At 63.9% G+C, this 22,922-nt stretch carries 17 protein-coding genes; 9 read left to right on the forward strand and 8 right to left on the reverse strand.

Annotation, left to right across the window (positions count from 1 at the left end):
* The first annotated feature begins 111 nt into the window (after positions 1-111).
* The 3 genes from C8K18_RS02675 (at position 112) to C8K18_RS02685 (ending at position 4,193) form a co-directional block, all read left to right on the forward strand.
* Positions 112-1,458, forward strand: coding sequence for an adenylosuccinate synthase (locus tag C8K18_RS02675; protein WP_006051321.1), 1,347 nt, complete (start codon positions 112-114; stop codon positions 1,456-1,458).
* A gap of 3 nt (positions 1,459-1,461) precedes the next feature.
* Positions 1,462-2,052 carry a phosphoribosyltransferase gene (locus C8K18_RS02680; protein ID WP_006051322.1) on the forward strand — a complete coding sequence of 197 codons (591 nt, stop codon included), beginning with the start codon at positions 1,462-1,464 and terminating at the stop codon, positions 2,050-2,052.
* Between the two features lie 254 nt (positions 2,053-2,306).
* On the forward strand, positions 2,307-4,193 hold the full coding sequence (locus tag C8K18_RS02685) for a potassium transporter Kup (RefSeq protein WP_029967434.1): 1,887 nt from the start codon (positions 2,307-2,309) through the stop codon (positions 4,191-4,193).
* Between the two features lie 160 nt (positions 4,194-4,353).
* Here C8K18_RS02685 and C8K18_RS02690 read toward each other — a convergent pair whose 3' ends face one another.
* On the reverse strand, positions 4,354-6,705 hold the full coding sequence (locus C8K18_RS02690; RefSeq protein ID WP_107706571.1) for a Tex family protein: 2,352 nt from the start codon (positions 6,703-6,705) through the stop codon (positions 4,354-4,356).
* Between the two features lie 142 nt (positions 6,706-6,847).
* A complete protein-coding gene (locus C8K18_RS33200) occupies positions 6,848-7,117 on the reverse strand; it encodes a hypothetical protein (protein ID WP_165919780.1) in 270 nt (89 codons plus the stop codon).
* Here C8K18_RS33200 and C8K18_RS02700 point away from each other — a divergent pair.
* The 3 genes from C8K18_RS02700 to C8K18_RS02710 all read left to right on the forward strand — a co-directional run bounded on the left by C8K18_RS02700 (position 7,095) and on the right by C8K18_RS02710 (position 10,763).
* Positions 7,095-7,955, forward strand: coding sequence for a hypothetical protein (locus tag C8K18_RS02700; protein WP_107706572.1), 861 nt, complete (start codon positions 7,095-7,097; stop codon positions 7,953-7,955). The two genes, C8K18_RS33200 and C8K18_RS02700, sit on opposite strands and share 23 nt — an antisense overlap.
* Before the next feature lie 248 nt (positions 7,956-8,203).
* On the forward strand, positions 8,204-8,422 hold the full coding sequence (locus C8K18_RS02705) for a DUF465 domain-containing protein (RefSeq protein WP_006051328.1): 219 nt from the start codon (positions 8,204-8,206) through the stop codon (positions 8,420-8,422).
* A 64-nt stretch (positions 8,423-8,486) separates the two neighbouring features.
* Positions 8,487-10,763 (forward strand): ATP-dependent DNA helicase, encoded by a 2,277-nt coding sequence (locus tag C8K18_RS02710; RefSeq protein WP_107706573.1) that lies wholly within the window; start codon positions 8,487-8,489, stop codon positions 10,761-10,763.
* 170 nt (positions 10,764-10,933) lie between these two features.
* On the opposite strand, the gene C8K18_RS02715 is transcribed toward C8K18_RS02710, so the two are convergent.
* Both C8K18_RS02715 and C8K18_RS02725 read right to left on the reverse strand, forming a co-directional pair.
* A complete protein-coding gene (locus C8K18_RS02715) occupies positions 10,934-11,194 on the reverse strand; it encodes a hypothetical protein (RefSeq protein WP_081652994.1) in 261 nt (86 codons plus the stop codon).
* 233 nt (positions 11,195-11,427) lie between these two features.
* On the reverse strand, positions 11,428-12,678 hold the full coding sequence (locus C8K18_RS02725) for a cupin domain-containing protein (protein ID WP_107706574.1): 1,251 nt from the start codon (positions 12,676-12,678) through the stop codon (positions 11,428-11,430).
* Positions 12,679-12,710: 32 nt separating this feature from the next.
* On the opposite strand from C8K18_RS02725, the gene C8K18_RS02730 reads away from it, so the two are divergent.
* Positions 12,711-13,256 (forward strand): peptidylprolyl isomerase, encoded by a 546-nt coding sequence (locus C8K18_RS02730; RefSeq protein ID WP_006051465.1) that lies wholly within the window; start codon positions 12,711-12,713, stop codon positions 13,254-13,256.
* On the opposite strand, the gene C8K18_RS02735 is transcribed toward C8K18_RS02730, so the two are convergent.
* From C8K18_RS02735 to C8K18_RS02750, 4 genes are all read right to left on the reverse strand, one after another.
* A complete protein-coding gene (locus C8K18_RS02735; protein ID WP_258196058.1) occupies positions 13,236-14,660 on the reverse strand; it encodes a hypothetical protein in 1,425 nt (474 codons plus the stop codon). The two genes, C8K18_RS02730 and C8K18_RS02735, sit on opposite strands and share 21 nt — an antisense overlap.
* The gene (gene mutS / locus C8K18_RS02740) at positions 14,647-17,328 is read right to left on the reverse strand and encodes a DNA mismatch repair protein MutS (protein ID WP_107706576.1); all 2,682 of its coding nucleotides are present in this window, start codon (positions 17,326-17,328) and stop codon (positions 14,647-14,649) included. Before mutS ends, C8K18_RS02735 begins: the two co-directional genes overlap by 14 nt.
* Before the next feature lie 158 nt (positions 17,329-17,486).
* A complete protein-coding gene (gene lplT, locus C8K18_RS02745) occupies positions 17,487-18,785 on the reverse strand; it encodes a lysophospholipid transporter LplT (protein ID WP_107706577.1) in 1,299 nt (432 codons plus the stop codon).
* A gap of 410 nt (positions 18,786-19,195) precedes the next feature.
* Positions 19,196-19,999: an inositol monophosphatase family protein gene (locus tag C8K18_RS02750; protein ID WP_029970735.1), complete on the reverse strand. Its 804-nt coding sequence runs from the start codon at positions 19,997-19,999 to the stop codon at positions 19,196-19,198.
* A gap of 792 nt (positions 20,000-20,791) precedes the next feature.
* Between C8K18_RS02750 and C8K18_RS02755 the strand changes: the two genes are divergently transcribed.
* Together C8K18_RS02755 and cysE are read left to right on the forward strand one after the other, a co-directional pair.
* Positions 20,792-21,676, forward strand: a complete 885-nt coding sequence (locus C8K18_RS02755; RefSeq protein WP_107706803.1) for an RNA methyltransferase — start codon at positions 20,792-20,794, stop codon at positions 21,674-21,676.
* A 285-nt stretch (positions 21,677-21,961) separates the two neighbouring features.
* Positions 21,962-22,873, forward strand: a complete 912-nt coding sequence (gene cysE, locus C8K18_RS02760) for a serine O-acetyltransferase (RefSeq protein WP_107706578.1) — start codon at positions 21,962-21,964, stop codon at positions 22,871-22,873.
* Positions 22,874-22,922 lie beyond the last annotated feature (49 nt).

Genomic DNA, 22,922 nt, shown 5'->3' on the forward strand with positions numbered 1-22,922 from the left:
TCCTTTCACGATACCCACCATAACGTGCATGCCGTTGAGCGGAAACGGAAAAATTCCGGAAGCGTCCGCGAACATAGGTAAAATACGTTTTTAACCAGCTTACGAAACAACATGTCTGCCAGCGCAGTGAATGTGAACCCCGGGCGTAACGTCGTCGTCGTGGGAACCCAGTGGGGTGATGAAGGCAAGGGCAAAATCGTCGACTGGCTGACGGACCACGCTCAAGGCGTCGTTCGCTTCCAGGGCGGTCACAATGCCGGCCACACGCTTATCATCGGCGGCAAGAAAACCATCTTGCGTCTGATCCCGTCGGGCATCATGCATGCCGGCGTCGCGTGCTACATCGGCAATGGCGTCGTGTTGTCGCCGGAAGCGCTGTTCAAGGAAATCGGCGAACTCGAGGCCGCAGGCGTCGACGTGCAGAACCGCCTGTTCATTTCCGAAGCCACCACGCTCATCCTGCCGTATCACATTGCCATCGACCAGGGCCGCGAAGCGCGCCGTGGCGCGAGCAAGATCGGCACCACCGGCCGCGGCATCGGCCCGGCTTACGAAGACAAGGTGGCGCGCCGCGGCTTGCGCGTGCAGGACCTGTTCGAGCCGGAGACTTTCGCCGAACGTCTGCGTGAAAACCTCGACTATCACAACTTCGTGCTGACGCAGTACCTGGGCGTCGCCGCTGTCGACTTCCAGCAAACGCTCGACACGATGCTGAGCTACGCCGACCGTCTGAAGCCGATGGTGACGGACGTGTCGCGCCGTCTGTACGACGCGAACGCCGCCGGCAGCAACCTGCTGTTCGAAGGCGCGCAAGGCACGCTGCTCGACATCGACCACGGCACCTATCCGTTCGTCACGTCGAGCAACTGCGTCGCGGGCGCGGCAACGGCAGGCGCGGGCGTCGGTCCGCAAAAGCTGAACTACATTCTCGGCATCACCAAGGCGTACTGCACGCGCGTCGGTTCGGGCCCGTTCCCGAGCGAACTGTACGACGCGGACAACGCCGCGCGCCAGGAAGCGATCGGCCTGGAACTCGCCACCGTCGGCAAGGAATTCGGCTCGGTCACCGGCCGTCCGCGCCGCACCGGCTGGCTCGACGTCGCCGCGCTGCGCCGCTCGATCCAGATCAACGGCGTGTCGGGCTTGTGCATGACGAAGCTCGACGTGCTCGACGGCCTCGACGAAGTGAAGCTGTGCGTCGGCTATACCGTCGACGGCAAGAACGTCGATCTGCTGCCGCGTGGCTCGTCGGAAGTCGCGCGTTGCGTGCCGGTGTACGAAACCTTCGCGGGCTGGAAGGAAAGCACCGTCGGCATCAAGGAATGGGACAAGCTGCCGGCGAACGCGCGTGCGTATCTGTCGCGCGTGCAGGAAGTGGCGGGCATTCCGATCGACATGGTGTCGACCGGTCCGGATCGCGACGAGACCATTCTGCTTCGTCATCCGTTCAAGGCTTAAGCGATGGTGCAAGGTGTCCCCATGATTGCGATGAAAGATCCGCGCAACGACGATAAAAACCTGTGGGTCGGCTGGGACGAGTATCACCGGCTGATCGAATTGCTGGCGCTCGCCGTGCATGAATCGGGCTGGAAGTTCGACAAGATTCTGTGCCTCGCGCGCGGTGGTTTGCGCGTGGGCGACCAGCTTTCGCGCATCTACGATTTGCCGCTGGCTATTCTCGCAACCAGTTCATATCGCGAAGCGGCCGGCACGGAGCAGGGCGAACTCGACATCGCGCAATACATCACGATGACGCGCGGCGAACTGCACGGCAACGTGCTGCTCGTCGACGACCTCGTCGATTCCGGCGTGACGCTCGCACGTGTTCAGCAGCATCTGAAGGAACGCTATCCGGCCATCACGGCGGTGCGTTCGGCGGTGCTCTGGTACAAGGGCTGCTCGAAAGTGAAGCCCGACTATCATGTGCAGTACTTGCCGACCAATCCGTGGATTCATCAACCGTTCGAGGAGTGGGATACGGTTCGCCCGCATAACCTCGGCGCGTGGATCAAGCGCGGCATGGCGCAAGCGCAGGAGTCCTCGGAAAATTGATGCCTCGAAAGCGCATCGTAGCGGAGCCCCATAGGGCTCCGTTTTTTTATGCGCGGGCAACGGCACGCGGCGCTTCGCCCGCGCGCAGTGACATTCGCCGCACGAGACGTTACGCAGCAGACGCGCACATATCGCAGTGCTACACTGCGCGGACCATCCACGTGGTGTATCCACAATAAGCTGGGCGGTCTCAGGCAGGCGGTTTAGAATAGCGGTCGCTTTTTTCCGCCCAGGAAACGGATTTCCTCGCGTTTATGACAGATAACAATCACGTGCACAAACAGCCACTACCTTCGCTCGCGCTCGCCGCGATCGGCGTGGTGTTCGGCGATATCGGCACGAGCCCGCTGTACGCGCTCAAAGAGGCGTTCAGCCCGTCGCATGGCATTCCGCTGACCGATCAATCCATCCTGGGGGTGATCTCGCTGCTGTTCTGGGCCATCGTGATCGTCGTCGGCATCAAGTACGTGCTGTTCGTGATGCGCGCGGACAACAACGGCGAGGGTGGCGTGCTCGCGCTCATGGCGCTGGCGCTGCGTTCGCTGGATGAGAAATCGAAAATGGCCGGCCTGCTGATGATGCTCGGCATTTTCGGCGCCTGCATGTTTTACGGCGACGCGGTGATTACGCCCGCCATTTCGGTGATTTCCGCCGTCGAAGGTCTCGAGATCGCGGCGCCTCATCTGTCTCATCTGGTGTTGCCGCTCACCATCGTGATTCTGATCCTGCTGTTCTGGATTCAGCGGCACGGCACCGCCACCGTCGGCCGTCTGTTCGGTCCGATCATGGTCGTGTGGTTCGTCGTGCTCGCCGTGCTCGGGCTCTGGCATATCGTGCAATCGCCGACTGTGATCCGCGCGCTGAACCCGTATTACGCGTACTCCTTCATGGCCGCGCACGTGTTGCAAGCGTATGTCGTGCTCGGTTCGGTCGTGCTCGTGCTGACGGGCGCCGAGGCGCTCTACGCGGATATGGGCCACTTCGGCGCGAAGCCGATCCGCATGGGCTGGTACGTGCTGGTGATGCCTTCGCTGGTGCTGAACTATTTCGGCCAGGGCGCGCTGCTGATGCACGACGCGAAGGCGATCGAGAATCCGTTCTTCCTGCTCGCGCCGCAGTGGGCGTTGCTGCCGCTCGTCGTGCTGTCGACGGTGGCGACGGTGATCGCGTCGCAGGCGGTGATCTCGGGCGCGTATTCGTTGACGAGCCAGGCGATTCAGCTCGGCTACGTGCCGCGCATGAAGATCCTGCATACGTCAGAGCTTGCTATCGGCCAGATTTATGTGCCGGTCGTGAACTGGATGCTGCTCTTCATCATCCTGTGCATCGTGATCGCGTTCAAGAGTTCCGATAACCTCGCGGCCGCGTACGGCATCGCGGTGACGGCGACAATGGTCATCACCACGATCCTCGCGTGCGTCGTGATGGTGAAGGTGTGGAACTGGAACAAGTTCCTGGTTGGACTGATCATCGCCGTGTTCATCACGATCGACTTAGGATTTTTCGGCGCGAATCTGCTGAAGGTGGAAGAGGGCGGCTGGCTGCCGCTCGGCATTGGCGCGTTGCTGTTCTTCCTGCTGATGACGTGGTTCAAGGGCCGAATGATCGTCAAGGAACGCACGGCCGCCGACGGTATTCCGCTGATGCCGTTCCTGCAAGGGTTGCTCGCGCATCCGCCGCACCGCGTGTCGGGTACGGCGATCTACCTTACCGGCAGCGATACGCTCGTGCCCGTCAGCCTGCTGCACAATCTGAAGCACAACAAGGTGCTGCATGAGCGCACCATCTTCCTGACCTTCATCACGCGCGACATTCCGTATGTGAATGACGCGGAGCGCGTGACGGTGAGGAACATCGACGGCGGTCTGTATCTCGTGAAGGCCGCGTACGGCTTTAATGAAACGCCGGACGTGAAGGCCGTGCTCATGGAAATCGGCCGCACACACGACATGACGTTCGAGTTGATGGACACGTCGTTCTTCCTCGCTCGCGAAACGGTCGTGCCCACGCAATTGCCCGGCATGTCGGTGTGGCGTGAACGTGTGTTCGCGTGGATGCATCAGAACGCCGCGAAGCCGACCGACTTCTTTAGTATTCCCGCGAATCGTGTGGTGGAGTTGGGAACGAAGATCGAGATTTGACGGACGGGCGGAGTAGCCCGCAGTAGCCCGCAGTCGCCGGCATTAGCTCTAACGAAAAAACCCACGCATTGCGTGGGTTTTTTGTTGGCAGCCGCGTGAGAGACGGTGTGCATTCAGCGGCGCAGCATAAGCACTTCGCACACCGAACGCACGGAGGCGCCTACTTCTGCTTGAGCTTCGCGAATGCCGCGGCCATTGCGCCACCCGGTTCCGGTTCACGCGAGCGCTGCTGCGGCGCGCCGCGTCCATTGCCGCCGCCCGCACGGCCGGAGCCGCCGCGATCCTGCTGCGCACCGCCGCCACTACGTGCCGCGGCCGCGCCGAACTCGTCGTCCAGACGCATGGTCAGCGCGATACGCTGGCGCTTCACATCGACTTCGAGCACCTTGACCTTGACGATCTGGCCGGCCTTGACGACTTCGTGCGGGTCCTTGATGAACTTCGTCGACATGGCCGACACGTGCACGAGACCATCCTGATGCACGCCGACGTCGATGAACGCGCCAAACGCCGCGACGTTCGTCACCACGCCTTCGAGCACCATGCCAGGCGTCAGGTCGCTGACCTTCTCGACGCCTTCGCGGAACGTCGCCGTCTTGAACTCAGGGCGCGGATCGCGGCCCGGTTTTTCGAGTTCGAGCAGAATGTCGCGCACGGTCGGCAGACCGAAACGATCGTCGACGAATTCGGCGGGCGACAAGCCGCGCAGCGCGTCGCGATTGCCGAGCACTTCGCCGGCATGCTTGTTGATCTTCGCGAGAATCCGTTCGACGACCGGATACGCTTCCGGGTGCACCGACGAGCGGTCGAGCGGATTTTCGCCGTTGTTGATGCGCAGAAAACCGGCCGCCTGTTCGAAGGTTTTGTCGCCGAGACGCGGCACCTTGCGCAAGTGCTCGCGCGAAGGGAACGGACCGTTCGCGTCGCGATAGTCGACGATGTTGCGAGCCAGCGTGGCGTTGAGCCCCGACACGCGCGCGAGCAGCGCGACCGACGCCGTATTCGCATCCACGCCGACCGCGTTCACACAGTCTTCGACCACGGCGTCGAGCGAGCGCGCGAGTTCGCGCTGGTTCACGTCGTGCTGATATTGGCCGACGCCGATTGCCTTCGGCTCGATCTTCACGAGTTCGGCGAGGGGGTCTTGCAGACGCCGCGCGATGGACACCGCGCCGCGCAGCGACACGTCCATGTCCGGGAATTCCTTTGCCGCGAGTTCGGACGCCGAGTAGACCGACGCGCCCGCTTCGGACACGACGATCTTTTGCAGCTTGAGTTCGGGATGACGCGCGATCAGTTCGCTCGCGAGCTTGTCCGTTTCACGCGACGCCGTGCCGTTGCCGATACTGATCAGCTCGGCCTGCGTCTGCGCGCAGATGCGCGCCAGTTTCGCAATCGAGCCGTCCCAGTCGCGGCGCGGCTCGTGCGGGTAGATCACGTCGGTGGCGAGCACCTTGCCCGTCCGATCGACCACCGCGACTTTCACGCCGGTGCGCATACCAGGATCGAGACCGATCACGGCCTTCGGGCCCGCCGGCGCGGCCAGCAGCAGGTCCTTCAGATTGCGCGCGAACACGCGGATCGCCTCGTGTTCGGCTTCCTCGCGCAGATTGGTCAGCAGTTCGTTTTCGATGTGCGGCTGCACCTTCACGCGCCAGCACCAGCGGCACACGTCCGACAGCCATTTATCGGCCGGACGGTTTTGATTGGCAATGCCGAAATGACGTGCGATCAGCGTCTCGCCCGGATGCGGCACCTGCGCGTCCAGTTCTTCGCCGAGGCCGAGCTTGATCATCAGCACGCCGGCATTGCGGCCGCGGAACAGCGCGAGCGCGCGATGCGACGGCACCGTGCGGATGGTTTCCGCGTAGTCGTAGTAATCGCGGAATTTTTCTTCTTCAGCGCTCTCTTTGCCTTCGACCACCTTCGACGACACCACGCCCTGATTGAACATGTAGTCGCGCAGCTTGCCGAGCAGGTCAGCCGTTTCGCCGAATTGCTCGGAGAGGATGTCGCGTGCGCCGTCGAGCGCGGCCTTCACGTCGGCCACGCCTTTCTCCGCGTCGACATACGCGGCGGCTTCGGTTTGCGGATCGAGCAGCGGATTGCCGAGCAGCGCATCGGCGAGCGGCTGCAGGCCGGCTTCGCGAGCGATCTGCGCGCGCGTGCGGCGCTTCGGCTTATACGGGAGATACAGGTCTTCGAGCACCTGCTTGCTGTCGGCGCCCTCGATCGCGGTGCGCAGCTCGTCGGTGAGCTTGCCCTGTTCGTCGATGCTCGCGATGATCGCCGCGCGCCGGTCTTCCAGTTCGCGCAGATACAGCAGGCGTTCCTCGAGGTTACGCAACTGCGTGTCGTCGAGATTGTCGGTCACTTCCTTGCGGTAGCGCGCGATAAACGGAACGGTCGCTCCTTCGTCGAGAAGTTGCACCGCGGCCGCGACCTGGCGCGGCTGGACGGACAGTTCGGCGGCGATGCGCTGTACGATCTTGAGTGCTACGGTTTCCGTCATAAGCTCTTGGGTTTCCTGCGGACTCGGTCAGGGGCCGTGCGCCGGCGGCGCCTCGCACACACACGAGGCGCCGGGCACGCAGTGCGTGCGCGCTGCGACCAGTTTGCTAGAGCGGGGCATTTTGCCACAAATGCCAAAGGGCTCAACCGCGCGGGGGTGATAGAATTTCGGGCATGTTCCGTTGACCCTCTCTGACGTTGCCAATCACGTTGCCAATCTCCTTTTTGTTCAACCGCCAGGGCTCGCGCCCGGTTTCCCGCTCGCCACATTTGCCGCTGTTCGCCGCGCGCTGGCCGTTCGCTTCGCGTGTAGCCGGGTCGCGTCGTGCCGACCTTTTCGCGTGGGTTTCCAGCAGAACGTCGATGGCGTCTTGCGCAGCGTCGGCGTGCATGATGGCTGCGGCGCTGGCCATGTCAGAGCCTGCTGCGGCGCAATCGGTGACGCCCGCGGCCGCATCGGCTGTGCAGGGCAGCAGTGCCGGCGGTGATGCGAATGCCGCTGCCGACGGTGCAAGCAGCACCGCGGCGCTGGACAGCGAATTCGACGCGCGGCAGAGAACGCTGGATCAACGCACCGAGGAAAACAACTATCGCTATGGCGTCGCCGAGCATGACTGCTACAGCACGTTCTTTGTCAATCACTGTCTGAACAAGGCGCGCGATCAGATGCGCACGGTTCAGGCGCAGATCCGCAAGGAGCAGTTGGCACTCGACGGCGAGCAGCGCGCCGAGCGCGCGCGCAAGCGCGACGAGCAGGCGGCGATCAAGCGCGCACAAGACGAGGCGAGCGCGCCGCAGCGTGCTGCCGAAGACGCGCGCAACGCCCAGGCTTACGAAGACAAGCAGCGCCAGCACGCGCTCGACCAGGCGCAGCGCAGTGCCGAGGCGCCGCAGCGCAGCGCCAACGCCGAGGCCTACGAGGAAAAGCAGCGTCAGCACGCAATCGACCAGGCGAAGCGCGGCATCAGCCCGTCGCAGGCGGCTGCCAATCAGCGGGCTTACGACCAGAAGCAGAGCGACTTCCAGCGCAAGCTGGACGAGGCTCGCAAGCAGGGCGCGCAGAAAGCGCAGGAGCGCGTCGAGAAGCAGCAGAGCTTCGAAAAGAAACAGGCCGAGGCCGCGCAGCACCGGGCCGATGTCGAAGCGCGCCAGAAGCAGGCCGCCGAAAAGGCCGAGCAGAAACGCCAGGAACAGTTGAGACAGCAGAAGCAGCTCGAAGAGCAGCAGAAACAGCAACAGCAGCAACAGTAGCGAGCCGCGCCGTGCGCAGTGCGTGTGACATGCGTATGGCGTTAAATGGCGCTTGCATGGTGCTGGTATCGCACCGAACCGCACGGTGGGTGCCATGCGGTTGTAATATCGCAGTAGTGCACGCAGTAGCCAGCGCGCGCCGTAGTGCAGACAGTCGCCGTAACGCGTTTTGAGCCGGACAGCAACCTCAGGCAACGGGCTGAACATCGCGAACATGCAGCCCGTGTCACAGTCGAGCGGAGGCGAGCATGCGCGATCAACATCACGTCATCAACGCGGACACACTTCGCGACCGGATTCTGCAACTGCAATCGGAGCATAGTGGGCTCGACCGTTTGATCGACCGAATATCGGATGAGCCCGGCATCGACGACTTCGAGTTGCAGCGCCTGAAAAAGCGCAAACTCAAAGTCAAGGACACCATCATCTTGCTGCAATTGCAGCTCGAACCGGACGCACGCGCCTGAGTTCGCGGCCTGGCAGGCGCCGGGCGCGCGCCGCGCGAGCCGGACTTTGCAGGAAACGCTTGCCTTGAATTCACCGCTTGAAACTTCGCTTGAAACTTCATCACGCGCGAGTGCCGCCGACAGCGCCTCTGACACCGGCACACCTGCGCCGCGTCCCGCCGCGCCGGCGCTGAGCGCATCGCTCGATCCTCGCCGCGCCGCGGAACTGAACGACATCTTCGCCGACAACGGTTTGCTGGCGCGGCAGATCGACGGCTATCGCTCACGGGCGTCGCAAATCGAAATGTCGCGCGCCGTCGCTGCCGCCATGGAAGCATCGGGCCGCGCGATGCCCGAGCCCGCGATGTTCGAGGCGCAAAAACGTCCGGCGCGGCGTCTGCAAACTGCCGGCGCGGATGCCGCAAGCGAGACCGTCGAAGCCGACGGAGCGAAGGCGCTCGACGGCGCCGAGAACACGCTGATCGTCGAGGCCGGCACGGGCACGGGCAAGACCTATGCGTATTTGGTGCCGGCCATGCTGTGGGGCGGCAAGGTGATCGTCTCCACGGGCACCAAGCACCTGCAGGACCAGCTCTTTCAGCGCGACATTCCGACCGTGCGCGACGCACTGGCGGTGCCCGTGTCGGTGGCCATGCTCAAGGGCCGCGCGAACTATCTGTGTCACTACTATCTGCAGCGCACGGCCGATAACGGCCGCTTGCCGTCGCGCCAGGAAACCTCGTATCTGCAGGACATCGTCCGCTTCGCGAAGATCACGCGAACCGGCGACAAAGCCGAACTCGCGAGCGTGCCGGAAACGGCGGCGGTGTGGTCGATGGTGACGTCGACGCGGGACAACTGTCTCGGCCAGGAGTGTCCGCATTACAAGGACTGCTTCGTGATGCAGGCGCGCCGCGAGGCGCAGCAGGCCGACATCGTGGTGGTGAATCACCACCTCTTTTTCGCCGACATCATGCTGCGCGACACCGGCATGGCCGAGCTGCTGCCCACGGCCAATACGGTCATCTTCGACGAGGCGCATCAGCTTCCCGAAACGGCCACGCTGTTTTTCGGCGAGACGCTTTCCACCGCGCAGTTTCTCGAACTCGCGCGCGATTCGGTGGCCGAGGGCTTGGGGCATGCCCGCGACGCCGTCGACTGGGTCAAGCTCGGTTCGACGTTGGAGCGTGCCGCGCGCGACGTGCGGCTTGCGTTCAAGGAAGATTCGGTGCGCTTGTCGATCGGTCAGTTGCCCGACGATCACCCGCTGTTCGCCGCGCTCGAAGCGCTCGAAGCGGAACTCGACGCACTCGAGTCCGCGCTCGCCGGACAGGCCGAGCGCGCGGAGTCGATCGGCGCCTGTTTGCGCCGCGCGCGCGAGTTGCAGGGCGTGCTCGCCGGCTGGACGACTCCGCCTACCGAACTCGAACGTCAGACTGCGGATACGGATCGAAGCGCTTCCGCCGAAGCCAAAAACGAGCGCGCCGATCCGAACGAAAAAGTGCGCTGGATCGAAGTCTTCGCGCACACGGTGCAGTTGCATGAGACGCCGCTCTCGGTCGCGCCGATTTTCGCGAAGCAGCGCGCCGGCGTGCCGCGCGCGTGGATCTTCACGTCGGCCACGTTGTCGGTGCGCGGCGACTTCACGCACTACGCCGCGCAAATGGGCCTGAACGCCAAACGTTCGATGACCTTGCCGAGCCCGTTCGACTATCCGTCGCAAGGGCTGTTGTATGTGCCGCGCAATCTGCCGCAGCCATCGTCGCCGATGTTCACAGACGCGGTGTTCGACGCGGCCTTGCCGGCAATCGAGGCCTCGGGCGGCGGCGTCTTCATGTTGTGCACGACGTTGCGCGCCGTGGACCGCATCTCCGCGAAATTGCGCGATGTGATCGAGGCGCGCGGCTGGAACTATCCGCTGCTGGTTCAGGGCGATGCGAGCCGCACGGAATTGCTCGATCGTTTTCGCGCGTACGGCAACGCGATTCTTGTCGGCAGTCAGAGCTTCTGGGAAGGCGTCGACGTGCGGGGCGACGCGCTATCGCTCGTCGTGATCGACAAGCTGCCGTTTGCGCCGCCCGACGATCCGGTTCTGTCGGCGCGGCTCGATGCGCTCACGAAGAAAGGTCTGAGCCCGTTCGCGGTTCATCAGTTGCCGCAGGCTGTCATTACGCTCAAGCAGGGCGCAGGGCGGCTGATTCGCGCGGAAACCGATCGCGGCGTGCTGATGATCTGCGATACGCGTCTCGTCGATAAACCTTATGGGCGCCGGATCTGGCAAAGCCTGCCGCCGTTTAAGCGCACGCGTGAAATCGAGGTCGTCCGCGAATTCTTTGAAGAGAACGACAAAGCCGCGCAATAGGCGAAATGGCATCGCCGTATTTCCACGCCGCGAAAAACGGCGCTGGAATAACGGCGCTGAAATAACAAAACGCCACGGATGTGAGTCCGTGGCGTTTCGCTTTACCGCTCGGGAAATCGCGATGATTTCCCGATGCGGTTTTCGCCCGAAGGCGAACCCTACGCGACAGCTTACTGGCTTGCGCCCGAAGCCGGAGCAGCAGCCGAAGCAGCAGCGCCTGCGTCCGAAGCAGCGGTCGAAGCCGAAGCAGCAGCGTCGCTCGCAGCAGCAGCCGCACCCGATGCAGCAGCAGCCGAATCCGAAGCAGCGGCAGCCGGTGCCGAAGCGGCAGCTGCGTCGCTAGCCGGTGCAGCGGCCTGATCGTTGCTCTTGTTGCATGCAGCCAGTGCCACAGCTGCCAACAGGGATGCTACGAGGAGGGATTTCTTCATGATCACGTCCTTTTATGGTTAAAGGTAAGCAACAGCGCAAAATAATACCGGTAATGTGCTCCAACACCGACTTCGGCCGCTGGTGGAGACGCTCTTTTGACGAGCAGGAATCTTCCCTACGGCTTGGGCGGAAATTATATGCACTTTCGTACTGACAATCCATAAATCCGGGGTCAATACGTTGTCTTTCTCATACAAAATTTCACTGTACTGTGTATAACAGACACGCGAGGCTAGGCAAGCTCGCCCATCCGTATCCAGCCCGCACGATACCACTCGTGTAGCCGTGCTGTCACCGACGAATCGTGTGAGAGTGTTACAAAGCGTTTCGCACTCAGACATCGGTGATCTGCGAGATCAAAGAGCCACTTTTTCGAGCCGTCAAACGGAAATTTCTCTCCGTTTATGAAGAAAAAGCGGCGGTTGTACAACAAACTCGTCTTGCGGTCCAGTCGCACTCCGGACTTCGATGCTTCACTGATAAAACGCGCTTCGTTGAGCGGCCTTTGCGGCGGATCAAAGACGACACTCGGCTTGGGTTCGCTGAGATACGTGCCAAGGAACGACGCAATGTCCTGCTCATTCCATCTGACCTCAGCAAGGATTGCGCCAACGCGTTCGACGAGCGCCGCCGGCAGTTCCGCCGGCCGGTCGACGGCGGGCTGCTGAGGATCGCGGTAAAGCGCGCCGGTCCGGCCGTTCTCTTCGCCGCGCTCGGCCAGATGGTAAAGGAACTGCGCCGTCAGTTCGCCCGCCGACGGCGCGCGAAACCCGATCGAGCAGGTCATGCATTCGCCCTCGGCGACGCCGTCGTGTGCGATATGCGGCGGCAGATACAGCATGTCGCCGGGCTCCAGCACCCACTCTTGTTCTGCCTCAAAGTTCTGTAAAACTTTCAACGGCAAGTCCGGCTGCAGCGTCAGATCTTTCTGCGCGCTGATGCGCCAGCGCCGCTTGCCTTTTACTTGCAAAAGAAACACATCGTAGGAATCGAAGTGCGGGCCCACGCCGCCGCCGTCGGTCGCATACGAGATCATCAGATCGTCCAGGCGCGCGTCTGGCACGAAGCGGAAGCGGTCGAGCAGGGCGCGCGCGCGGTCGTCGTGCAGATCGACGCCTTGCACGAGCAGCGTCCACGCGCGCCGCTTCAGCGACGGCAGTTCGTCAGGCGCGAACGGGCCATGCTCGAGTTGCCATTTATTGCGAAAGTGCGTGATGAGGCGCGCCTCGACGTCGTCTTCGTCCGCGAGTTCGAACAACTCGTCGCGCGAAAGCGGCGCTTCGACGTGGGGAATTGCCTGGCGGATCAATAACGGCTTTTTCTGCCAGTAGCGGCGCATGAATTGCGACGGCGTGAGGTTGCCGAGCAGCGGCGTGGGCGTGTCGGGCGAGGGCGGGAAAATCGCGGAAGCCGGCTTTGCAGCCGGTGAAGAATTGCGTGCCGAAGCTGCTTCGGCCGGGTGGTCAGTGGGCCGCTTGGGCATCGTATAATGTGAGTTGTATTCTGGAGAATCGAATGAAAATCGCAAAGAACACCGTCGTGTCGGTCGCTTACAAGCTGTCGGATGCGCAGGGCAATCTGATTGAAGAAAGCGACGAGCCGATGGTCTATCTGCACGGCGGCTATGATGGCACGTTCCCCAAGATCGAGGAAGAGCTCGACGGCCACGAGGCCGGCTTCGAGACCCAGATCCAGCTGGAGCCGCAAGACGCATTCGGCGAGTACGACCCGGAACTCGTGAAGATCGAACCGCGCAATCGCTTTCCGGAACCGCTCGAAGTCGGCATGCAGTTCGAAGGCACGCCGGAAGAAGGCGATGACGACCTCGATTCGCTCGTCTACGTGGTGACCGACGTCGCTGAAGACAAGGTCGTGCTCGACGGCAACCATCCGCTCGCCGGCATGGCGCTGCGTTTCGCGTTGACCGTGAAAGACGTGCGCCCCGCGACCGAAGACGAAATCCAGCACGAGCATGCGCATGGCGCGGATGGCCTGGAAGTGCTCGACGAAGACGACGACGCGGACGACGAGAGCGGCAAGTCAGGGCCCACGCTGCACTGAGTGCGGCTGCGAGCCGGTAGCGCCTGAGCCGGCCGCACCCGAAGCGCTTGAAGTGCCTGAAGCGCTGGAGGCTCCCGGCGCACTCCGCTGCCCTGGCGGAGTCGACGTCGCGGGTCCGTATCCGCCGCCGCCCTGGTCGGCCGGAATGCGCGGCAACTGATCGAGTTGCTGCGAGTCGGGTTGTGACTGGCCGGGCGTAGGAAGAAGCGGCGGCAAGTCGGACGCCGGCCCGAGCGACGGCACCGCCGGCATCGAAGCGGCGGGCTCGTCCCTCGGCAACAGAGGCTGCGTCGTGGGCATCGGCATATGCCGCGGCACCTCGCGCACCGTCACGCGGAACGGCGGTTTTCTGCCGAAGTCCGCATCAATCTGAATCCACTGGTTAAGACGATCATGCGGCGCGAGCGCGATACGCGTGAGGTTCGTCACCAGATTCCCTTTGTCATTGCGTAGCGGCTGGTCGATTGCGAAGCCGGCGCTCGCGTGTTCGTCGTCGGAATGAACGACGAGCACCGGTCCGTGGAAGATCTGCGCGAGCTTCACGAGGCTGCGCTTGAACTCGAGGAAGCCGTCGCGGCGCGGATTGCGTCCGAAGCGCAGCCATGCGAAACGCTCTGGCCGTTCGTAGCGCTCGGCGTCGGGGTCGCCCTGAATGAACACGACGATCGCGCGTGCGTCACGGCGCTTCGCAAATTCGCCGGCATGTTCGAGCCAGAATGCGTTGGCGATCACGCGGTCTTCGAATTCTCCGTTGCGCCCGCCGGCGGTCAGATAGTGATTGTTGGGGCTCGGCGCATTGAGCCCGACGAACACCGTGTCGCCCACCTGCCAACGCACATTCTCGCGATACGGGCGAAAGCGCGATACCTCGCTCTCTCGCGTCAGTGCAAGCGGGTTCTGGCCCATCGAGTTGGCATCGCCGAGAAGCGTCTGGCGCAACTGGTCGAGCCGTTCGACCGGGTCGAAGCCGCCTGCCTCGGCGCTCGCGCAATCGACCCAATCGTGCTGGCCTGGAATAAAAAACAGCGCGGGCCGCGACGTTTCCAGCACCGCGTGGCGCCGTTCATACAGCGCATCGCGGCAGGCTTCTTTCGGGCCTTTCAGATTGCCGTCGTAGACGATAAAAGAGACGTCGCGTTCGCGGCCGATTGCGTCGATGAGCCGTTGGGTCGGGGCCTCGTCGGCGGGACTTTGCATCGTGTTCGCGATGACCGCGAAGCTGTAATTCGGCGCGGCTGCATGAGCCCGCGGTGTGGGAAGGAGAAGTGCGAAGGCGAGTGTGGATACGAGACCTGCAACGCGCAGCCCAACTCTGCTCGCTACCCTCGGCGCCATAGCTATAGCCGACCCCGCGCGGAATTCGCGCGGACGATCGGCAAGACCGCGTGCCTCAATGATCCGCATCCGGCGCAGCGGCCAACTCGTGTAGTTCATACAGCAGATCGAGCGCCTCGCGTGGCCGCAGATCGTCCGGATCGATGCCGCGCAAACGCTCGACAAGCGCCTGCATAGCCGGCGACGCGTCAGCAGTTTGCGGCTCGTCGTCCGCATCTTCGAGCAGCATCGGCGACGGCGCCGCGAACAGATCGAGCTGCGGCGCCGGTTGCCCCGCTGACTGCTGCTCGAGATACGCAAGATGCTTGCGCGCCGCGCGAATCACCGCGTTCGGCACGCCGGCCAGTTGCGCGACCTGCAAACCGTAGCTCTGGTTCGCCGGACCTTCGTTGACGGCGTGCAGGAACACGATGCCATGTCCGTGTTCCACCGCCGACAGATGCACGTTCGCCGCTTGTGGGAATTCCGCCGGCAACTGCGTGAGTTCGAAGTAATGCGTCGCGAACAGCGTATGGCAACCGTTATGCGCAAGCAGATGCCGCGCGATGGCCCATGCGAGCGCGAGGCCGTCGAAGGTCGATGTGCCGCGGCCGATTTCATCCATCAGCACGAGGCTTTGCGGCGTCGCGTCGTTAAGAATCGCGGCCGCTTCGGTCATCTCGACCATGAAGGTCGAACGGCCGCCGGCGAGATCGTCCGCCGCGCCGATGCGCGTGAAAATCCGGTCGATCGGCCCGAATGCCGCACGCCGTGCAGGCACGTAGCTGCCGACGTACGCGAGCAGCGCGATCAGCGCAGTCTGGCGCATGAAGGTCGATTTACCGCCCATGTTCGGGCCGGTGATCAGCAGCAGCTTGCGCTCCGGCGTGAGCGTGCAGTCGTTGGCGATGAATTGCTCGACCTGCGCCTCGACAACGGGATGCCGTCCCTGTTCGATCTCGATGCCCGCATCCGGCGAGAAGCTCGGCGCGACCCAGTCGAGCGCGCGAGCGCGTTCGGCAAAAGCGGCGAGCAAATCGAGCTCGGCGAGCGCCGACGCGACGCGCTGGCAGTCCGGAATGAACGGCAACAGCGCCTGCAGCAGCGAGTCGTAGAGCGAACGCTCGCGCGCGAGCGCGCGTTCCTGCGCGGACAGCGCCTTGTCCTCGAACGTCTTCAGTTCCGGCGTGATGTAGCGCTCGGCGTTCTTCAACGTCTGACGGCGGCGATAATCGTCCGGCACCTTGTCGGTCTGGCCGCGCGTGACCTCGATATAGAAGCCGTGCACCTTGTTGTATTCCACGCGCAGATTGCCGATGCCCGTGCGCGTGCGCTCACGCGTTTCCAGATCGATTAGGAACTGTCCGCAGTTCTCCGAAATATCTCTGAGTTCGTCGAGCTCCGCGTCGTAGCCGCGGGCGATCACGCCGCCGTCGCGGACCATCGCGGCCGGCTCTTGTGCGATGGCGCGCGTGAGCAACTCGACGCACGCTTGCGGCGGCTCGAGCGATGCGTCGATGCGCGCAAGCGATTCCGCATTCGACGAAACGGCGACGAGCCTCGCGCGCAGTTCAGGCAGCGCGATGAAGGTGTCGCGCAAGCTCGACAGATCGCGTGGGCGCGCCGACAGCAGTGCGAGACGGCCGGTGATCCGCTCGATGTCCGAGATGTGCCGCAGTACGCCGCGCAGCGAGTCGACGTCCGTGCCCGCGCCCGCGGGCGCGTCGAGCAACGCGCCGATAGCCTGCTGACGCGCGCGTGCAACCGCCGATTCACGCGGCGGATGATGCAGCCAGTGACGCAGCAAACGGCTGCCCATCGTCGTGCAGCAGGTGTCGAGCAGCGAACACAGCGTGGGCGATTCGGTGCCGCGCAAAGTCTGCGTGATTTCCAGGTTGCGCCGCGTCGCGGGGTCGAGGCCGATATATTCCGATTCGTACTCGACCTTCAGACTGCGCACGTGCCGCAGTTGCTGGCCTTGCGTGGCCGCCGCGTACAACAGCAACGCGCCGGCCGCGCCGCACGCGCAGGTGAGCGAATGCGCGCCGAAGCCGTCGAGGCCCGCGACTTCCAGTTGATCGCACAAGCGCTGCGTGCCCGAGGCGACGTCGAAGTGCCATCCGGGCACGCGCGTGAGCGCGCGAGCGCCCGTAGGCGGCGTCCAGCTCGTGGAATCGGCCGTCGTGTCGGCGACCAGGATCTCCGCCGGGTCGATGCGTTCCAGCGCGGCGGCCACCTGATCGGGCGCGACTTCGGCGAGCCGCAACGCGCCGCTCGCGAGATTCAGCCATGCGAGGCCGACGCTCGTCGCGACGCCGCGGCGATTGTGCGCGACGCACATGGCCAGCAGGAACACGTCGCTCTTGTCGGACAGCAGCGCGGCGTCCGTGAGCGTGCCCGGCGTGACGACGCGCACGACCTTGCGTTCGACAGGACCTTTGGACGTGGCCGGGTCGCCGATCTGCTCGCAAATCGCCACCGATTCGCCGAGCTTCACGAGCTTCGCCAGATACTGTTCGACCGCGTGATGCGGGACGCCCGCCATCTTGATCGGATTGCCCGCCGACGCGCCGCGTTGCGTGAGCGTGAGGTCGAGCAGACGCGCGGCTTTTTCGGCGTCGTCGAAAAAGAGTTCGTAGAAGTCGCCCATCCGGTAGAACACGAGCGTGCCCGGATGCTCCGCCTTGATGCGCAGGTATTGCTGCATCATCGGGGTGTGTTGTGCGACGTCGCTGGCCGCTGCGGTTTGAGTGCCCATCCTCGGTATCTTTCTGCTTTAGCTGTTCAGGGCGTGAGTTTAACCCGCCGACGCCGCGAGCGGACCCTGGCCGAATGGCCAATGCGGGTTGCGAGGGGTGCGGCTAGGGAATGGCGCGACCTGCATTTTCGCGTCCGCCCGTGCCACCCATGCCGCCGTCATTCCTCCAGCAGCGCATGCATATTCGCAGACCGTTCGTTTACCGCACTCCGCCGCTTTGCGAGCCACATCATGAACGTAATAAAAACGCCGAATACGACGATGATCCATTGCGCCGGCATCTTCGCCGTGAGCAGCAGCGCGTACGCGCCGAGCATCAGCAATACGGCGAGATTCTGGTTGAAGTTCTGCACCGCGATCGAGTGTCCGGCCGACAGCAGGGTCGCGCCGCGATGCTGAAGAATCGCGTTCATCGGCACGATGAAAAAGCCGGACAATGCGCCGAGCAGGATCATCAGCGGATACGCGAGCAGGATGTAGATCGGCACGACATATGAGCCGATGTGGATGCCCGCGCCCGCGGGGAAAAGGTTCTTGTTGTAGAAGGCCATCGCAATGGCCACCGCGCCCGTGACGATGCCGACCGGCAGCACGGTCAGCGAGCGGCGCAGCGGAATCAGCGCGGCCGCCGCCGCAGCGCCGACAGCGATGCCGAGGCCGGTCACGCCTTGCATGACCGCGGCCTTCGAGAGCGACAGGCCGAGGTTCACGTTGGCCCATTTCAGCACCAGCAATTGCAGGGTGACGGCGCCGCCCCACATCAGCGTCGTGACCCACAGCGCGATCTGCGCGAGCTTGTCGGCCCACAGCACGTTAAAGCAATGATAGAAGTCGCCGACGAGCTTCGTCGGCTCGGTCAGGCGATTCGGATAGCGCGCGCCGGTGTCGGGAATGAAGATGTTGATGGCGGCGGCGATCGCGTACGTGAGCATGACCGCGAACATCGCCAGATCCGCCGACGAGCCGATCAGCGGCAGATGCGCGCGCGCGACGAATTTATCGGCGAATGTGCTGATGAGCGCGCCGCCCACCATGGTGCCGACGATCGTCGAGAGCACTGTCGCCGATTCGAGCCATGCGTTGGCCTTGACGAGTTTTTCGGCGGGCAGCAACTCGGTGAGAATGCCGTATTTCGCCGGCGAATACGCGGCTGCGCCAAAGCCGACCACGCCGTAGGCGATCATCGGATGCACGCCTGCAATCATCATCATGCAGCCGCTCGCCTTGAGCGCATTGGAGATGAACATCACATGGCGCTTTTGCATGGCGTCCGCGAACGCGCCCACGAATGGCGCGAGCAGCACGTACGAGACAGTGAAGAAGATCTGCAGCAAGGGCGTGACCCACGCAGCCGAGCGGATCACCGATAACAATGCGATGGCGGCGATCAGCAGGGCATTGTCGGCAAGCGACGAAATGAACTGCGCCGCGATGATCGTGTAGAAGCCTTTTTTCATGAAGCGGATGGGAAGCGGCGCGCGAGACGAGGCGCGAAGGACGCAGGAACGACGCACGGATGCGAGCGCGGATCGCTGCGCACACAACGCGCAGGCGGGCGCAGCGTGGGACGCGGAATGCAGCCGGCGAAAAGCGTAGGGCCGGCGCGGCTTCCCGCTTTGTAGCACGAACGCTCGCACGATGCAGGCGCGCTAATGAAAAAGCGGCCGAAGCCGCTTGTGTCGAGTGTTTGTTGTGATTGCAGGCGCGCAGTGCCGCGCTACTCGTTGCGCTGTTGTGGACTGGAGCTTCAGACGCTACGCCGCGGAAGCGCGTGCCGCGAAACTCATGCACTCCTCACTCAGCAACAGCTCGCGCATGCGCCCGCTACAGTCGGGCTGCGGATCGACCCGCCAGCCCGCCGCGCAACTCATGCCGCTTGCTGACGCGTGCGGCTGTAACGCGAGAGGATCGGCACCATCTGCGCGTAAATCTTCGGATTGCCGGCGACGACTTCGCCCACGTGCAGGAAGTCCGAGTCGCCGGTGTAGTTGCCCACCAGGCCGCCGGCTTCGGTGATCAGCAGGCTGCCCGCGGCGACGTCCCACGGGTTCAGGCCTTGCTCGAAGAAGCCGTCCATGCGGCCCGCGGCCACGTTCGCCAGATCGAGCGCGGCCGCGCCCGGACGGCGCAGGCCCGCGCAGGCTTGCGTCATTTCGGCGAACTGGCGGCCATATGCTTCGAGACCGTCGGTTTCGCGGAACGGGAAGCCGGTGCCGATCAGGCCGTCGGCGAGACGATCGCGCCTTCCGACGCGAATGCGGCGGTCGTTCAGGAACGCGCCGCGGCCGCGCGAGGCGGTGAAGAGGTCATTGCGGGTCGGGTCGTACACGACGGCCTGCGTCACGATGCCCTTGTGGGCCAGCGCAATCGACACGCAGTAGTACGGAAAGCCGTGAATGAAATTGGTGGTGCCGTCGAGCGGATCGATGATCCACTGGTACTCGGACTCGTTGTCCGACTTGCCGGATTCTTCGGCGAGGATCGCGTGATCGGGATAAGCGGTCTTCAGCGTGTCGATGATCGCGGCTTCGGACGCTTTGTCGATCTCCGTGACGAAATCATTGTGCTGTTTCTTGCTGACCTGGATCAGATCGAGATCGAGCGACGCGCGGTTGATGATCTGGGCTGCGCGGCGCGCGGCCTTCACAGCGATGTTGAGCATGGGATGCATGGACGGATCCTTGTGCCGGGGCAGCACGGCTGCTTGCCGGTAAATAAGCGCGACGCGCGCGCTAATGGGCGCCCTCGATGAGGCGCGGAAACAGCACGGAACGCTCACCCGGTACAGGACCGGCGCGCATTCCGCCAACGGAGACGAATTGAATAAGAACGAGGCGCCGGGTTCTGGCTGATAGCTCTGCCTGACTGCGTGCACTGCTTTGAACTGGTGCGGTATGCAGATCGGCGTGGCGCAGGCCGGACGCGAATTCCGGTATTTTACCCGAGTCTGCCAGGCGCGGCAGGGTTCGGGTTGGGGAGGGCGCTGGTGGGCGTGCGTGGGCGCTTGCATGCGGATTTGAATGTGATGTTGAAGAGGCGGTCGGAGACGCGCTCGAGCCTCTTGCAACCCGCTTGCGCACGGGCTTGAGCCGCGGTTTCGCGCGCGCGTGAGCTGCTCGCGCACGGTCTTCCAGCCGCGCTCGAACCCGCGCTTGGAGACGCGCTTGAGCGGCTTGCAACCGCGCTTGCACAGCGCTCCCAGCCGCTCGTGCACTTGCTCGGAGACGCGCTCCAACTGCTTGCGGCGGCGCTCGCTCACGGGCGCGCAGCCGCGCTTGCACACGCACTCGGCGACGCGTTCGAACTGCTTGCAACCGCGCTTGCCCACGCGCCGGCGCGCAGCCTTCCAGCCGCGCTTGACGACGCATTTGCAGCCTGAATCCCCCCCGCCCACACACACGCCGTTCGGCGGCTTCGCGCGTTGGCGCTACCATACGCGTTCTCCGACTCGCAGGCTTTCATCGTGGACCATACCCACCATTCTTCCGATCCCGCCGTGGCGGACTTGCGCGGCGGCTTCACGTCGACGCGTTTCGTGCTCGTCGAGCCGAGCCATCCGGGCAACGTCGGAGCCGCGGCGCGCGCGCTGAAAACCATGGGTTTCTCGCGGCTCGTGCTGGTTTCCCCGCGCGTGCCGCACGTGCAGAGCGATTCGGAGGCGATAGCGATGGCAAGCGGCGCCGATGACGTGCTCGCCTCCGCGCACGTCGTGCCGACGCTTGCCGATGCGCTCTCCGGCGTGCACTGGTCGATCGCATTGACCGCGCGGCAGCGCGAGTACGGCCCGCCGCAATGGACGCCTCGCGCAGCCGCAAGCCTCGCACGCGACGAGGCGTTGCACGGCGAGATCGCGCTCGTGTTCGGCAACGAGCGCACGGGCTTGTCGAATGAAGACGTCGAGCGATGCAGCGCGCTTGCGCATATTCCCGCGAATCCCGCCTACAGTTCCCTGAATCTCGCTCAGGCCGTGCAGGTCCTCGCGTATGAGTTGCGCATGATCTATCTGACGAGCGGTGCGGAGGCCAACGCATCGGCGAGCCGCGCGCCGCAAGCGTCGACTGGGTCGGCTGCATCGGCTGCATCGGCTGCATCGACCGGCGCCGCTGCATCGGCCGAGCCTGCAGGTCCGCGTGCCGCGAGCGATGAAATCGAAAGCATGTTTGCGCATCTCGAAAGCGCGCTCGTCGCACTCGAGTTTCTCGATCCCGCGAATCCGAAGAAGCTGATGTCGCGCTTGCGGCGGCTCTTCGCGCGTTCGGGCCTCGAGCGCGAGGAGGTGAACATCGTGCGCGGGATTGCGAAGCACATCCTGCTGAAAACCGGCCGCAAGGACGACAGCGCACGCTAGCGCGCGGCGCGGGGAATGAAGGGCCAATGAGCGAGCAATGAGCGAGCAATAAGCGAGCAATAAGCGAGCAATGAGCGGCCAATGAGCAAGCAATCAGCGGCCGTGCTGGCGGCCACCGACTAGCACGACGACCTTTTGCGCTACATGGACTTGCGGCAGGTTTGCGCGAACCGTCCTACAATCCTCGAAACCTTCTAAGCAAAGCTGCCGATCTGCTATGCGGCAGCCGCGCACGCGCGCATGACGTTTCGCGCGCGGCTTCCCCCACATAACATAGTCCCTGCCATGTTCACGAGACTTCGCGAAGACATTGCCACGATCCGCGAGCGCGATCCCGCCGCCCGCAGTGCCTGGGAAGTGCTCACGTGTTATCCGGGCTTGCACGCGCTGGTGCTGCACCGGTTCGCGCATGCGTGCTGGCGTGCGCGGCGCCGTTGGCTCGCGCGTTTCGTTTCGCAGATGGCGCGCTTCATGACGGGCATCGAGATCCATCCGGGTGCGACGGTTGGACGGCGAGTCTTCATCGATCACGGCATGGGCGTGGTGATCGGCGAGACCGCGCAGATCGGCGACGATTGCACGATCTATCAGGGCGTCACGCTCGGCGGCACGTCGCTTACACGCGGCGCGAAACGGCATCCGACGCTGGAGCGCGGCGTGATCGTGGGCGCGGGCGCGAAGGTGCTCGGCGGGTTCACGATCGGCGCGGACGCGAAGATCGGATCGAATGCGGTGGTGACGAAGCCTGTGCCCGCCGGCGGGACCGCGGTCGGCAATCCGGCGCGAATCATCGTGCCGGCGGCGGCTGCTGCTGCATCTGTCGTGGCGAAGGCTGCCGCTGTTGGCATGCCGGTCAATGGCCGCGCGAGTGTAGCGTCGGATGCCACGGCGAACGGCGCTGCTGCGTCGAATGGCGTAACGCGTGAGGATGAACGCGGCAAGCTAGCCGCCAGGCGCAGCGATTTTTGCGCGTACGGCATCACGCCGAATGCAGACGATCCTGTGTCGCTCGCCATCCACGGGCTGATCGATCATGCCGCGACGCAAGCGAAGCGCATCGATGAAATCGTCGTGGCGCTCGAGCATCTGGGCACGAGCCTGGAAGGCCTGCAAGGCGCCGATGCCGCGCTGCTCGATTTGCGCCGTTTGTCCGCGGCGATCGCGGGCAAGGTGGAGGGGACGGTGGCCGCGCGTTGAAGGCTCGAAGATGCGCGGAGCCGTGAGCGCGGCGCCGCCTCTTCATGCC

The organism is Paraburkholderia sp. GV068 (genome assembly GCF_003058125.1).
In the GTDB taxonomy this organism is placed as follows: domain Bacteria; phylum Pseudomonadota; class Gammaproteobacteria; order Burkholderiales; family Burkholderiaceae; genus Paraburkholderia; species Paraburkholderia graminis.